The following is a 14,265-nucleotide window of genomic DNA, read 5'->3' as shown; positions in this document are numbered from 1 at the left end:
CATCCCGCGGGTTGTCCACAGCCCGCCGACTTTTCTGCCCGCACGGTGTCGAGCCTGCCGACACTGCACCCATGAACACGACCGAACAGTTGCCCATCGACGACGAGCCCCTGACGCCGTACCAGCTGCCGTGGAGCGAGATCGACCCCGGACGGCATCCTTTCGACCCGAGCACTGCTGCGGCGGCGGTCCGCGGCCTGGAACCTGCTCGGCGGGTACCGGGCCCGGTCCCCGACGACTTCGACGGCCGGAACAGGTGGCGGACGGAGGAAGCGTGGCCCTGGGCGGATGACATGAGCGATGCCCTCGTCGCCGCCTACGGCCCGTGGGCACGCGGTTGGCGGTTCAGCGTGGACGACGGCGAGTTCTCCACCGGTCCGGTGACGTCGTGGTGCTGCACCTACCACTCGATCGCCTCCCCCGAGGTGACGCTGGTCAGGGTGTCCCTCGCGCTGGTGGAATGGCGCAGCTGGCTCGAGCACATCCGGCGCACCTTCGACGCCCGCCCGCCCTTCAGCATCCGGGATTCCGAGACGGCAAGGTTCCAGCTGTGGCAGCTGATGACCCTGGGCAGAAGGATCGATCCTGCGGGGCGACCGGACAACGACCGGCCGTGGTGCGGGCGCGCCCGGGATGTCCTCCGGTGGTTCATGTCCGGGACCGACGTTCCGGCCGAGGTCCAGGAGGACCTGCTGTACGACGTGGTCGGCGACGAACCCGACGAGGACTGGTGATGCAACGGCGGCACTCCGACGGACCGGCGTTGCCGCCGAACATCAGAACATCCAGGGTCCGTCGTGAACATCTGTTCGACAAATGCTGACTTCCTGGTATCTTGGAGTCAGCACGTAGGGGAAGCGTTGCAGTACATAGGTTGTGAAGGGGGTCGCGTGTCCCGTCATCGGAAGTCGAAGAAGGCCGCCGCGGGTGTGCGCCCCTTGCAGGCCTCCGTCTCGGTCGAGGAGAGAGCCGCCGCGGCTCTGGCCTTGATCTCCGGCACGGACCCCGCGAAGCTGCGCGGTCGACAGGTCATCGAGGGCATCGTGTCCGGCTTCGCAGCGGTGTCGTTCCTGCAGGCCGAGTTGCAGTCCTGGATCCTCGCGCTGACGCTGCCCGGCAAGATCACCTCTGCCAAAGGTCTTCTCAAGTACCCGGCCAAGCACGCCGGCGAAGAGACCTCCCAGATCCGGGCGGCACGGCGAAGTATGGCGGGTGCGGAAATCTCCGCAGCCCTGGTGTACGCCCCGATCACCGGCGGGATGAAAGTCGATCGGGCCCGGCTGTTGCGCGAGGTCATGACCGACACCCTGGCGGCACAGCGCGAAGGCCGGGTGGATCAGGTCCGGGTCACCATGATCGGCAACCACGCCGAGCGTCTCGCCGATCAGGATCTCATCCCAGAGTTCGAACGCCGCGCTCTCAAGGTCGCGCCGGGCCTCCCGCCGGCGAAGCTGGAGCAGATGCTCGACCGGATCCGGATGGATCTCGAACCCGAGGATGCCGCCGGCGCCGAGCGTCTCGCCTTCCACGACCGGAAGACGGGGACTACACCTCCGGTGCATGCGATGGCCAGGTTCTTCGCCGACCTCCGCGCCGAGGATGCGGCCGTGGTGAACGACGTCATCGATCGGGTCGCCCGCTCGCTGGACATGTTCGACGGCCGGACACTGGAACAGCGCCGGGCTGACGTCTTCGCCATGATCTTCGAGGAGCTCTCCGAGCACCACATCCTCGATCTGCGCGAGGTCCTCGCCACCGCCGCCTATCTCGCCGATGACCCTGACCTCGCGAACGCCGCTCGTGAGGCGGAGAACGGGGAGGAGCAAGCGACCTCAGCAGGCTCCGACGGCGACACGACCCCGGACAACCCGACGGCGACCGACGCCGGTCCTGAGTCCGACTCCTACTCCCAGGGCGATGGCGCGCCTTTGGGCGAGGAGTCCGGAACTACCGGCGAACAGGAAGCGCCGGAAGGCGCCGAAGGGGCCGGAACTCGAACCGCCGACCAGGAATCGCCGACATCGAGCTCTCCCACGAGCGAACGCCCCGCGAACGATGAGACCACCCATACCAGCGGGGATCCCGTTCCCGCCGGGACCGAGCACCCTGCAGCAGGGCCCACCAGCGAACGACACGAGCAGACCTCCGACCTCGACGAGGCCGGTTCCTACGAGGACGCAATGGTCAGCGAGGACGCGGAAGACCGGCCCAGAGGACACGGCGAAGAAGCTGACGCGCCCGAGCAGGGCTCCGGTTCACATGACAGCGACGTCGTGGAACCGGACGACGGACCGGCCGACGACCCCGGGACTGCCGATGGCCCCACCACACCGAACAGCGGCCCAGGCGATCTCGGCGACGTGTCCGAGACTCCCGACCTGAGCACCAACCTCTCCGCCGACGGAGCCACCGATCCGATCGGCGACACCGGCGACCTCGTCGACGACTCGGAGACTCCCGACCTGAGCCCCGAAGCCTCCATGGACGGCGCGTCCGAGCCGAGCAACACCGCAGATCCCGGGGACGGCGGCGGGAGCACATCTCCGGACTCGCAGGATCACCACTCCTCGGCGAACCGCACGGCCGACGAGGGCGGCGCGGAGTCGGCGACCGACGAGATGCCCGCAGACGGCGATGTTCTCACCGACGAGGACGACTGGGCGATCCACGCCGCGAACCACCCGTCAGGGGCGCACTACAGGTCGTGCCGGTCCAGACGGTCAGGGGCACAGGACCGCCTCCACAACTTCCACCTGGCCTGTCTGCAGCACAACATCGACCCGAATTGGGATCCTCGACCACTGTCCCAACAGCTCAGATACGTGAACGGTGTCCTGGTCGACGGCACCGGCCACCCCGTCATGTCCGGAGCAGCCGGCCCCCGCACCGTCAGCCCCTACCGGCGCGTGCACCTGGTCGTCACCGTGTCCCTGGACACCCTGCTGGGAAAGGCGAACCACCCCGGCGACCTCGACGGCCACACGATCTCAGCAGAGCTCGCCCGTTCGATCGCCGACTCCGCGCGCACCGTCACGATGCTGGCCGCCGATCCGGCGACCGGCGCGCCGGCCGGGGTGTCCGAGCGCCACTACGTGCCCGGTGCCGCGCTGCGCCGCAAGGTCCTGCTGCTCTCGCAGACCTGCTCCTGGCACGGGTGCAACAAGAAGGCCGAACGCTGCGATGTGGATCATGGCGTGCCGTTCGACCACGACGACCCCGCGAACGGCGGGAAGACGAGCCTGTGCAACCTGCGGCCCTTCTGCCGGTTCCATCACCGGCTGAAGACCCACACCGACTGGACCGTCACCGAGAACCCCAACCGCACGGCGTCCGTCGTCAGCGCGCTCGGTCGCCGCACCATCCGGCCCGCACCGGCCATTACCCACCCTGCCGAGTGGGACGAGCCTGCGCCGTTCTGAGGATGCTGCGAACCCCGCTCGGTCAGCGCGCAGCGTGGCGCGGCACGTAACGATCTGCAGACCCGGTAGCCCGCAGCCTGCGGACATTCGCGATCACGGCACCGACCCACACCGGTACCAGCACCCACGACGCCGGAGCCATCATCACTCCCGCCGCCAGCAGTAATCCGCCACCGACCGTTGCACCCACGAATCGACGATCCATGACCACGCCTTCCCCTCGGTACGTCCAGTCTAGCCAGTGACCAGGTTCAACAGCGGCCGGCCGGTGCGCAGGCGCTCGATGTTCTCGACGATGTCGTCGAGCCGGGCGAGGTGGGTTTCGCGGGTGGCGCCGGAGACGTGCGGGGTCATCAGGACGTTGGGCAGGGCACCGAAGTCGTGATCGGCGGGCGCCACCACCTCGGAACCTGCCGGGTAGTGGTACCAGACGTCGATCGCCGCTCCCTTGATCGCGCCGGACGACAGTGCCTCGTACAACGCATCTTGGGAGACCACCGGCCCGCGACCGACGTTGACCAGGATGCCGTCCGGACCGAGCGCCTCGAGCTGCGCGGCACCGATCAGGTCGAGGGTGCCTTGCTCGGCGGGCAGGCTGAGGATGATCACGTCCGATGCTGCGCACAGGTCGTCAAGGCGGTCCAGGTCGTCCCACCACTCCAACCCATCGAGGGGACGGCCGGAGGCGCCGGACAGGGAGACCGCGGCGCCAGCAGCAACTCCGGCAGCGCGGAACAGGTTCCAGCACGTCCGGCCGATGTGACCGAACCCGATGAACCCGACCCGGGCGGATCTCAGATCGCGGCCGTGCTGCATCCCAGGCGAACGGGACGGGGTCAGCCAGCGGCCATCGCGCAGCCCGCGGTCCTGGACCAGCAGGTCGCGGCGCAGCAGCACCGTCGCGGCCAGGGCGTACTCGGCGATGGAGTGTTCGTGACGGTAGAGGTTGGCACAGGCCGCACCCGGCGGTAGCGCCGAGAGGTCGATGGCGTCGAGGCCGGCGCCGGCGACCTGGACCAGGCGGAGACGGTCGGCGGTACCCGCGTCGGCGGCGGTGAACCTCGGACCGATGAAGACCTCGGCACCGGTCAGGGGTGCGGGAGTGTCGGGGTCGACCCAGTGCAGCTCGTCGTCGGGGAGTCGGTCCTCCAGCATCGTCCGGAAGTACTTCCCGAGCTCCCGGTCCCGCACCTGGATCCTCACGACATCCTGTCCTCTCGCCGCTGAGTGGTTGTGCATCGCGTGCACTTCATAAGATAATCGCTTAAGTTCATACGATGAAGTAGGACAGCCACCAGATGGGACGGCCATGCGTATCACCGATGTCGAGGTCCACCGGTACACCATCCCCGCCGCCACACCCTTCGACTGGCGGGACGGCCTCCCCGGCTCCGAACCCGCGCAGACCGCCGCCTGGCTCCGCATCACCACCGACGAAGGCATCGACGGCATCGCCTGGACCCTGCGCGGCGTCATCGTCGCCGACATCGTCGAGCGCCGGCTCCGCCACGAGCTCATCGGCGCCGACCCGCTCCGCCGGGAATGGCTCTGGCACCGCGTCTGGGAGATCGACCGCATCGAGGAGATGCCCATCTATGCCCTCGGTCTCGTCGACATCGCCCTCTGGGACATCGCCGCCAAGCAGGCCCGGCTCCCCCTGCACCAGTTCCTCGGCGGCTACCGCGACTCCCTCCCCGCCTACGCCAGCACAGTCACCTACGGCTCCATCGAGCAGTACCTCGACATCGCCGACCAGTGCCGGGAACTCGGCTACCCCGCCATCAAGCTGCACGCCTGGGGCGACGCGAAGCGCGACTCCGCCCTCATCACCGCGCTACGCGACCACGTCGGCGACGACTACGCCCTGATGTACGACGGCAGCGCCGGTTTCGACCTCCCGGACGCCGTCTACGTCGGTCACGCCCTCGCCGACGCCGGCTACCTCTGGTACGAGGAGCCGATGCGCGAGTTCAACGTCACCGCGCACCGCTGGCTCGCCGACCAGGTCCGCGTCCCGCTGCTCGTGGCCGAGACCAGCGACGGCGCGCACATGAACACCGCCGACTTCATCACCACCGGCTGCGCGCAGTACGTCCGCACCGACGCGATGATGAAGGGCGGCATCACCGGCGCCCTGCGCATAGCCCACCTCGCCGATGCCTTCCGGCTGCGCGCCGAGGTGCACGGCGGCGGCCTCGCCCACGCCCACCTCTGCCTCGCCATCCCCAACACCACCTACTACGAGTCGCTCATCCCCGACGTCCCCGTCGTCCGGGAACCGCTGGTCGGGGCCGACGGGCACGTGCGTGTGTCCGACGCTGTCGGCATCGGATGGGAGGAGGGGGCGGAGCTGCCGTGGGCCTAGATCTGGTACCAGTCGTGTGCGACAGTGCCGAGGACCGCTGATCTTTCGCCAGCTGAGAGGGAGGCGAGGGCCAGGGCGGTGGCGTTCCACATGTCCTGGTAGGTACCGGCGAGCAGGCAGACCGGCCAGTCGGAGCCGTACATCGTGCGGGACGGGCCGAAGGCATCCAAAAGATGGTCGGTCCACGGGCGCAGGTCATCGGCGGTCCACCCCGGTGCGGCTTCCACCGCGAGGCCGGAGAGTTTGGCGGCGCACCTCTCGGTGGCGGCGATGGCGGCGATGTGGCCGGCCCACGGCTCCTGCAGTCCTTCCCGGATCGCCGGTTTGCCGCCGTGGTCGAGCACGAACCGGAGATCCTCCATCGCCTGCACCGTCTCGACGACGGCAGGCAATTGGTGGTGCCAGACCAGCAGGTCGTACACCAGCCCGGCGTCCGCCACCGCCTGCAGTCCGCGTCGCACATCGGGCCGGCAGAGCCACTCCGGATCGGGCTCGTTCGAGACGAGGTGCCGGATGCCGACGAGCTTCTCGGCACCGGGTGCCTCGCGCAGGGCGTCGAGGCGGTGGCTGACATCGGGCGCGGTGAGGTCGACCCAGCCGACGACGCCGGCGATCCGCGGGTTGGCTGCTGCGGCGGCGAGCATCTCGGGGGTCTCGTCGGGATCGGGGACCGTCTGGACCAGGACGGTTCCGGTGACGCCATTGACGTCGAGGGCCGGTGCCAGGTCGGAATAGTGGTACGTGCGGCGGAGGAGGGGGAGGTCGGCGGTCCAGGGTTGGTCGCGGGCGGCGAGATCCCAGACATGATGGTGCGAGTCGATGACCGGAGTCTCAGTCAAGGTGGAACACCTCCTCGGCATCCACCCAGCGCTCGCCCGGTCCCGCCGAGTCGAGGGGCTGCTGGCACGGGTCGGTCAGCGCCCACCATTCCTGCGTCACCGGGTCCGCGGCGATCCGTGCGCTGTCCGCCGCCCAGTCCTCCCCCAGGTACTCGAAGTAGGCGAACAGCAACCCGTCCCGCAGGAAGATCGAGTAATTGGTGATCCGCGCCGCCGTCAACGTCGCCAGCACGCCCTCGGGCACCGCGGCGTGCAGCTCGCGGTAGCGCTGCTCCCACTCCGGTCGGACCCGGATCACCGACGCGATGCGGCGCACCGGGTCAGCCTCGCGGTCGCAGGCGCAGGGTCTGCATGCCGCCGTCCACCGCGACGTAGGTGCCGGTGGTGGAGCCTGCGGCCGGGCCGGCCAGGTAGAGCACGGCGGCGGCGACCTCCTCGGCCGCGACCAGGCGGCCGTGGGGTTGTCTCGCCTCCAGTGCCGTGCGCTCGGCGGCGGGGTCGTCGGCCTGGGCGAGCAGCCGCTGCACCCAGGGGGTGTCGGCGGTGCCGGGGTTGACCACGTTGACCCGGATGCCCTCCGGCAGCAGGTCGGCGGCCATCGCCTGGCTCAGCGACAGCGTTGCCCCCTTCGCGGCGGAGTACAGCGCCCGTTGCGGGAGACCGACCGTGGCGGCGACGGAGCCGATGTTCACGATCGCGGCCGCGGCCGATGCGCGCAGGGCGGGGAGGGCGGCGCGGCAGACGCGGACGGTGCCGACCACATTGATGTCCAGCACCCGGTGCCACTCCTCGTCGGAGTTCGTCTCCACCCCGCCGACCGCACCGATCGCGGCGTTGTTCACCAGGATGTCCAGTCCGCGCATGGTCTCCACCGCCGTGTCGACCGCCGCTGCGACGCCGGCACTGTCGGAGATGTCGGCGTGCACGAAGGCCAGGCCGTCGGGCAGGTCCGGATCGTCGGCGCGGTCCAGCACGGTGACGGTGGCGCCGGCGGCCTGCAGGGCCACGGCGGTGGCCAGGCCGATGCCGGACGCACCGCCGGTGACCAGGGCGCGGAGCCCGTCGAAGTCGCCCATCTCAGGCCTGCCCGAAGGTCTGCCGCTGCCGGCCCAGGCCGTCGATCTCCAGCTCCACCACGTCACCGGCCCGCAGGTACGGATGATCGGGCCGACCCAGTGCCACCCCCGCCGGCGTCCCGGTGTTGATCACGTCGCCCGGCCGCAGCACCATGAACTGGCTCAGGTAGTGCACGAGATGGGTGACGCCGAAGATCATGTCGGCGGTGGTGCCGTCCTGCATCGTCGTGCCGTTGACGCTCAACCGCAATCCCAGCGCCTGCGGGTCGGGCACCTCGTCGGCGGTGACCAGCCACGGGCCGAGCGGGTTGAACGTCTCGCAGTTCTTGCCCTTGTCCCATTGCCCGCCACGCTCGATCTGGAACTCGCGCTCCGAGACGTCGTGCGAGATGGCGTATCCCGCGATGCAGGCCGCCGCCTCCTCCTCGGACTCCAGGTACCGCGCGGTCGCACCGATCACCACCGCCAGTTCCACCTCCCAGTCGGTCTTCACCGACTTCCGCGGCACCAGCACCGTGTCGTCGGGGCCGACCACGGTGTCCGGGGTCTTCAGGAACAGGATCGGCTCGGAGGGTGGCGTGGCACCGGTCTCGGCAGCATGGTCCCGGTAGTTCAGCCCGATGCAGATGATCTTGCCGATGCCGGCGACGGGTGGGCCGAACCTCGTGGGCTCGGTGACAGGGAGGGTGTGGGCGGCGAGGGCGGCGGTGATGGTGGGGAGCGCCGTCTCCAGCGTCGGGCCGTTGAGATCACCGATCAGGTCGGCGATGTCGTACCAGGTGAGGCCGTCGGTGGAAGCGGCCGGGCGTTCCTGGCCGGGGGCGCCGATGCGGGCGAGCTTCATGAGGTGCCTTTCAGGTGAAGGTGCTTGCCGGCGGAGTCTGGGCGGAGGTGGGAGGCCCAGGGTTGCGCCCAGGGACCTGTGCTGCGTCGTTGTTCGATGGCCGTCTCGTCCAGCACGATGCCGAGGCCGGGGGTGGTGCCGAGGATCACGGCGCCGTCGTCGAACCGCTGGTCCACGGTCAGACCCACCGGCATGATCAGGTCCTGGATCTCGGTGGTCAGGTGGTTGGGGATCGCGCTGGCCGCCGCGGCCAACGGGTTGCAGTGGTACCCGACCGGGCTGACCGGCAGGTCACGCGCGTGCGCAGCGGCAGCCACCCGCAGGAAATGCGTGATTCCCCAGACGCTCCCGGTCTGCACGATGTCCACCGCACCCGCGTCCAGCAACGGCCGGAACATCTCGGACCCGGTCAGGTTCTCCCCCGTCGCGATCGGCGTGCCCACCGACGCCCGCAGCCGCGCCATACCGTCCGCGTCCCAGCGGCGCAGCGGCTCCTCGACCCAGGCCAGATCCAGCTCCTGCTCCGCCTGCCGCAGGTACCGCCGGGCCTGGCCGCCGTTCCACACCTCGTTGACGTCGAGTGCGCACCAGGCGGGCCGGCCGGGCCGCGACAGCAGGTCGGTCACCAGCCGGATCCGGTGCAGGTCGACCTCGACGTCCAGCCCGCCCTTCACCTTCGCACCGGTGAAACCGGCGGCGGCGAAACGGGTGTGCAGTGCCTCGAGGCCGGCATCGTCCAGGCCGGCGTCCAGGCCAGAGGCGTAACCGGGGACCACCGGGTCGCGGCCACCGAGCGTGCGCCACAGCGGCTCACCGGCCATCTTCGCCTTCAGATCCCACAGCGCCATGTCGATCGCCGCGATCGCGCCGTAGGTACTTCCCTGGTGCCCCGACTTGAACACCGCCGACAGCATCCGGTCGTAGAGCGCCGGCACCGCGCGCGGGTCCTCGCCGTCCACCACCGGGAACACCCGGCCGATCTCCGCGTGCTGGCCGAGACCGATGCCCACCAGCTCGCTGTCGGTGGTCAGCACCAGCACCGGCACCTCGGTGATCCCGCCGGGCACCACGCCGTTGACGTCACCGATCGGCCGGCCCCAGTCGTGCACCGTCACCAGGCTCCGGTAGCCGGTGATCCTCACGCCGACGTGCTCCTGGAGAACCGGAAGACCGTGTCGTAGCGGCGGCTCTCGCCGTGCTCCAGCCAGATCATCGAGCCGTCCTCCCGGGCGGCGGCATCGCCCGCGACGTGGTGCGTCGACGGCTCCAGCCCCAGCGCCCACGCCCCCTCGCGCAGGTTCAGCCACTCGAAGAAGCACGGGAACGCCGCCGGGTCCAGCACCAGTTCGAAGGCCAGGCCCAGCGTGTCGTTGTGCAGGCCGACCACGAACCGGCCGTCGGCGTCCGGCACCAGCCGGTGCTCGTAGACTTGCTCGATCGCGCTGCGCACGGGCGCGTCGAACACCAGATGATCGATCCCCTGCTCCGCGACACTGTCCGTCTGCCAGAGTGTCTCGGCGATGTCCGCGACGAACCGGACACCCCGGTCCAGCAGCGGCCAGCCGACGTTCACGTGGTAGAGGAACATGTGCGGGGTCCGCTCGAACCCGGCGTTGCGCACCTCGTCGGTCAGCCGGATCTCGGTGCCACCCAGGTCCACCTCGATCCGCCGGTGCAGCACCAGGTGCTCGCCGAAATTGGTCGCCTGGCGCACCTCTCCCTCGGCCCAGAGCACCGCGCGGCCGTCGACCCACTCCTGCCCGTAGCCGATCAGCCGCGCCGGGATGTTGCCGACCCGGCCGTGCAGGCCGTGCCGCACCGTCGGCCTCGGCGGGTAGGCGTAGTGGCTCGCGTCCACCTCGCCGCCGAACAGGGTGTGGTCCAGGCCGCCGGTCACCACCAACCCGGACATGCTGCGCAGCCAGGACAGTCCGTCCTCGTCGGCGTTCTCGTGCAGTCCCGGGTGCACGAACCCGGTGGCCGACCGCCAGCCGACCGACACGTCGTCGAACTCGGCGAGCCCGATGTCCATCGCGCGGTCCACCAGCACGTCGAACCGCAGGCCGCCGCCGGTGCGGAACTCCAGCACCCGGATGCCGCGTTCGCTGCCGTCGTCCAGCACCACCGACCGCACGCCGCCGTACGCGGCACCGTCGCCCGCGTACCTGGCCAGTGTCAACCGGTCCGGTACCGGCACCCTCGGATCGCTCACGTCATCACCCATCCACCGTTGACCTCGATCGTCTGCCCGGTCACGAAGGCGGAGTCCGGTCCGGTCAGGAACGAGACCACCGCCGCCAGCTCGGCCGGGGTACCCCTGCGCTTGAGCGACTGCCGCTCGATCACCTGCCGGCTGTACGCCTCCGGGTCGTCGTAGATCTCCTCGGCGGCCGTCGGGAAGGCGCCCGGCGACACCGCGTTGACCCGGATCCCCTGCGGGCCCAGCTCTCTGGCCAGCGCGCGGGTCAGCGACGTGGCCGCGCCCTTCGTCGCCACGTACGCCGCCAGGTCGGCCCAGCCGCCGTGCATGGTGATCGAGGCGATGTTGACCATCGTCCGCTGCTCGTCGGCGACCGCCGGGTCGAGCATCTGCCGCCCGGCCAGCTGCGCACACCGCCAGTACCCGCGCTGGTTCACCCGGTGCACCTCGTCGTACTTCTCGACGGGCATCTCCAGGAACGCCACCGTCGGGTAGATCGCGGCGTTGTTGACCAGGGTGGTGACGGGGGCGAGTTCATCGGCGACCCGGGTGAAGAACGTATCCAGTTCCGCATCGTCGGTGAGGTCGAGGGGGGCGGCAATCACCTGCGCGCCGTGGGAGCGGACCAGGGCGGCGGTCTCGTCCAGAGCGTCGCCGGGGAGGTCGGTGAGGGCGAGGGCGCAGCCGTCGGCCGCGAGCCGCTGCGCGATGGCCCGGCCCAGGGAGCCGCCGGCGCCGGTGACGACGGCGGTCCTCATACGCGTTCCTTCGCGGCGGCGGACCGGGTCGCGACGATGCCGGCCAGGATCAGCTCGGGGGGCTGTCGCTCCATCAGGCCCTGCCGGATCACCTCGGACGCCCGGTGCTGGAAGTGCGGGTAGCCCGGGTTCCTGGGGCGCACCCAGGCGTGGTCCAGGGTGGTCCGGGTGCGGGAGTAGAAGCCATGGGCGCGGTCGCTCTCCCACGCGGCCCGCAGGCTGCTCTGGCCGCCGAGTTCGTCGTAGAGGTCGAGCTGGACCTCGTCGGACAGCAGGGTGCTGATCGCCTGCCGGAGGGTCGCGCGGCCGTGCTCGGTGTCCGTCGGGGCGGAGGAGGTCAGGGCGAGACCGGTGCCGCCGAGCACACTTCCGATGCCGGCCGGGCCGCGGGGGGCATCGGCCACCTGCAGGGCGCGACGCCCGCCGGCGGCCTCCTGGTAGGTGATGTAGCCGTAGAGCAGGGGGCAGTACACCGCCGCGTCCGGGTCCCTCGCCATCCGTTCGAGGATGCCGATGGGGTTGTGGTCGGCCTCCTCCGGGTCGCCGGTCGCCAGCAGCTCGGCCATGATCGTCAACGCCTCGACGGAGTCCATCGACACCCGGTCCTCCTGCTCCGGCCACGGGCTGCCGAGCGACGCGCAGACCGCGGCGAACATCAGGAAGGCGTGGGCGCCGCCGAGGCAGAGGACGGTGCGGTGGTGGTGCGCGAAGGTGAGGACCTGGTCCCAGGTTGGTGGCACCTCGCCGGCCGGCAGGAGGTCGGGGCGGTACGCGGCGACCTGGGTGGCGGTGTCCAGCGGGAGGGCCCACTGGCGGCCGTCGAGGGTGTAGCTGTCGAAGGACGGGCCCGCGCAACGGTCGCGCAGCGCGGCGAGTTCCGGCTCGGCGAACAGGGTGTCGAGGGGCTGCAGGGCGTCGTCGGCGATGCAGGTGCCGAGGTTCGGGTGGTCGACGACGGCCAGCTGGTGTGTCGCCGCGAACTCCCGGACCGGGCGGGACTCGAAGTCCTCCAGGCTCTGCCGGTCCCAGGCGATCCCGAGGTCCAGCCGGTCGAGCACCCGGTAGCCGCGCGGGTGGTCCCAGGTCATGCCACGCAGGGTCACGGCTGCCCCGGGGTGTCGGGCACACCGATCAGCGCGTCCTCGCGGGCCACCTCGACGATGTCGCGCATCGCGCTCTCCGCCCGCCGGTGGTGACCGCGCACGATGCTGGTGGCCACGATCTCGTGGTTCGGCAGCGTCTCCTTGTTGTGCCCCACCGACAGCGTGTGGATCGGCCGGATCGCGCTCAGCGCCCCGGACACCACGTCGTGCACGTACAGCAGCAGGTCATTCCCGGATGCCACGAAGATCGACCGGTGGAAGGCGAGATCGGCCTCGATGAACGACTCCGGGTCGTCGGCCGTGGCCCACAGGTCGGCCATCGCCAGCGACACCGCCCGCCGGGCGGCGATGTTCTTCGACTCGGCCGCCAGCCGGGCGGCGCCGGGCTCCAGCGCGACACGCAGGTCGGCGAGCACCTTGATGTCCGCCGGCGAGGCCTGCGGGGTGAACCGCCAGCGCAGCACGTCCGGGTCGAGCAGGTTCCAGGACTGGCGTGGCCGCACCCGGGTGCCGGCACTCGTCCGGCTCTCCAACAGCCCCTTGCCGGACAGCACCTTCACGCCCTCGCGCAGCGCGGACCGGCCCACCTGGTAGTGCTCGACCAGGTCCTCCTCGGTCGGGATCACCACGCCGGGTTCCAGTGCCCCGCGGACGATCTCGGCGCCGAGCTCGTGCACGACCCGGACGTGCCGCGCCCGTCCGCCCTGCTGTTCCGGAGCTTCCGTCACGGTGTCACCCCTGCCTGGTCATTCATCGGATCTTCTCCCGACCGGATCGGATCAAGAGCATAGCGACCGCCGCTCCGCCAGGCCGGTCAGCTGACCGGTCACGAACTCGAGTGCGGCCGGCACCTCGGCCTCGGTGAGATGTTCGATCACCAGCGCGCCCTCGTAGCCGGCGTCGGCCAGCAGGTCGAGGTAGAGCGGGTAGTCGAGGATGCCCTGGCCCGGTCCGGGCAGGCCGGGGACCGCCTCACCCGGCGCCGTCGGGACGACGTCCTTGGCGTGGGCGAGCCGGAAGTACGGGCGCTCGGCGGCGAAGCCGTCCCGGATCACCTGCCCCACCAGCTCCGGCCGGGCCAGCGCGGTGGAGAAGAAGTTGGTCGGGTCCATGCAGATCCCCAGGTGCGGCGAGGAGAAGCGACGCACCAGATCCGCGCCCAGCTGCGGGGTGTCGCAGACGTTGACCACGTACGGCTCGATCAGCACGACCACGTCCTCGGCCTCCGCGACCGCCACCAGTTCGGCCAGCACCGCTTCCAGGTCGGCCATCGCCTGCGGCGTGTGGTTGGTCGGGTCGTCGTCCCAGTCCCCGGTCGGCGCGAGGCTGCCGGTCTCCACGCTGATCAGCTGTGTACCGAGCAGGTGCATCCGGCGCAGGTAGCCGGTGAAGGTGTCGATGTTCCGCCGACGGATCGTCAGGTCGTGGTGCAGCAGGTTCAGATAGCCCGCGACGGCGCAGATCCCGATCCCCTCGGTGTCGTAGGCGGCCTTCCAGGCGGCGAAGTCCCCGCCGGTGACGTCGGTGTCGAAACCGAAGCCGACGGAGACCTCGGCCGGCGTGAACTGCACCGAGGCCAGGCCCAGCTCCCGGGTGCGGGCGGCCGCCCGGTGCGGGTCGGTCCCGGTGATCACGTTCGAGAAGATGCTCGGGTACACGGG

The 14,265-nt window shown here is 70.4% G+C and carries 14 protein-coding genes; 3 read left to right on the top strand and 11 right to left on the bottom strand.

From position 1 onward, the window contains the following. Positions 1-71 precede the first annotated feature (71 nt). The gene (locus tag GIS00_RS05405) at positions 72-734 is read left to right on the top strand and encodes a hypothetical protein (RefSeq protein ID WP_196073127.1); all 663 of its coding nucleotides are present in this window, start codon (positions 72-74) and stop codon (positions 732-734) included. Between the two features lie 156 nt (positions 735-890). Beyond that, positions 891-3,419, top strand: coding sequence for a DUF222 domain-containing protein (locus tag GIS00_RS05400; RefSeq protein ID WP_154767249.1), 2,529 nt, complete (start codon positions 891-893; stop codon positions 3,417-3,419). Between the two features lie 234 nt (positions 3,420-3,653). On the opposite strand, the gene GIS00_RS05395 is transcribed toward GIS00_RS05400, so the two are convergent. Then, positions 3,654-4,622, bottom strand: coding sequence for a 2-hydroxyacid dehydrogenase (locus tag GIS00_RS05395; protein WP_154767248.1), 969 nt, complete (start codon positions 4,620-4,622; stop codon positions 3,654-3,656). Between the two features lie 106 nt (positions 4,623-4,728). Here GIS00_RS05395 and GIS00_RS05390 point away from each other — a divergent pair, with 106 nt between their 5' ends. Next, entirely contained in the window at positions 4,729-5,784 is a 1,056-nt protein-coding gene (locus tag GIS00_RS05390; RefSeq protein WP_154767247.1) for an enolase C-terminal domain-like protein, read from the top strand. Here the strand turns inward: GIS00_RS05390 and GIS00_RS05385 are convergent. The 10 genes from GIS00_RS05385 to GIS00_RS26805 are packed head-to-tail and all read right to left on the bottom strand — an operon-like array spanning position 5,781 to position 14,262. After that, complete coding sequence (locus GIS00_RS05385; protein WP_154767246.1) at positions 5,781-6,623, bottom strand: amidohydrolase family protein; 843 nt, start codon at positions 6,621-6,623, stop codon at positions 5,781-5,783. The two genes, GIS00_RS05390 and GIS00_RS05385, sit on opposite strands and share 4 nt — an antisense overlap. Then, positions 6,616-6,939: an L-rhamnose mutarotase gene (locus tag GIS00_RS05380; protein ID WP_322097544.1), complete on the bottom strand. Its 324-nt coding sequence runs from the start codon at positions 6,937-6,939 to the stop codon at positions 6,616-6,618. The genes GIS00_RS05385 and GIS00_RS05380 overlap by 8 nt, the downstream gene beginning before the upstream one ends. 4 nt (positions 6,940-6,943) lie before the next feature. Then, positions 6,944-7,699, bottom strand: a complete 756-nt coding sequence (locus GIS00_RS05375) for an SDR family NAD(P)-dependent oxidoreductase (protein ID WP_154767245.1) — start codon at positions 7,697-7,699, stop codon at positions 6,944-6,946. A gap of 1 nt (position 7,700) precedes the next feature. Beyond that, entirely contained in the window at positions 7,701-8,543 is an 843-nt protein-coding gene (locus GIS00_RS05370; RefSeq protein ID WP_154767244.1) for a fumarylacetoacetate hydrolase family protein, read from the bottom strand. Next, complete coding sequence (locus GIS00_RS05365; RefSeq protein ID WP_322097543.1) at positions 8,540-9,685, bottom strand: mandelate racemase/muconate lactonizing enzyme family protein; 1,146 nt, start codon at positions 9,683-9,685, stop codon at positions 8,540-8,542. Before GIS00_RS05365 ends, GIS00_RS05370 begins: the two co-directional genes overlap by 4 nt. After that, positions 9,682-10,755, bottom strand: coding sequence for an aldose 1-epimerase family protein (locus tag GIS00_RS05360; protein WP_322097542.1), 1,074 nt, complete (start codon positions 10,753-10,755; stop codon positions 9,682-9,684). The genes GIS00_RS05365 and GIS00_RS05360 overlap by 4 nt, the downstream gene beginning before the upstream one ends. Beyond that, positions 10,752-11,501: an SDR family NAD(P)-dependent oxidoreductase gene (locus GIS00_RS05355; protein WP_154767242.1), complete on the bottom strand. Its 750-nt coding sequence runs from the start codon at positions 11,499-11,501 to the stop codon at positions 10,752-10,754. Before GIS00_RS05355 ends, GIS00_RS05360 begins: the two co-directional genes overlap by 4 nt. Beyond that, positions 11,498-12,589: a type 2 periplasmic-binding domain-containing protein gene (locus tag GIS00_RS05350; RefSeq protein ID WP_154767241.1), complete on the bottom strand. Its 1,092-nt coding sequence runs from the start codon at positions 12,587-12,589 to the stop codon at positions 11,498-11,500. Before GIS00_RS05350 ends, GIS00_RS05355 begins: the two co-directional genes overlap by 4 nt. Before the next feature lie 11 nt (positions 12,590-12,600). Next, entirely contained in the window at positions 12,601-13,332 is a 732-nt protein-coding gene (locus tag GIS00_RS05345) for a FadR/GntR family transcriptional regulator (RefSeq protein WP_154767240.1), read from the bottom strand. A 51-nt stretch (positions 13,333-13,383) separates the two neighbouring features. Further along, entirely contained in the window at positions 13,384-14,262 is an 879-nt protein-coding gene (locus GIS00_RS26805; RefSeq protein WP_196073126.1) for a sugar phosphate isomerase/epimerase family protein, read from the bottom strand. Between the last annotated feature and the right edge of the window lie 3 nt (positions 14,263-14,265).

This window comes from Nakamurella alba (assembly GCF_009707545.1).
In the GTDB taxonomy this organism is placed as follows: Bacteria; Actinomycetota; Actinomycetes; order Mycobacteriales; family Nakamurellaceae; genus Nakamurella; species Nakamurella alba.
This window is presented reverse-complemented; position numbering and strand designations above follow the sequence as displayed.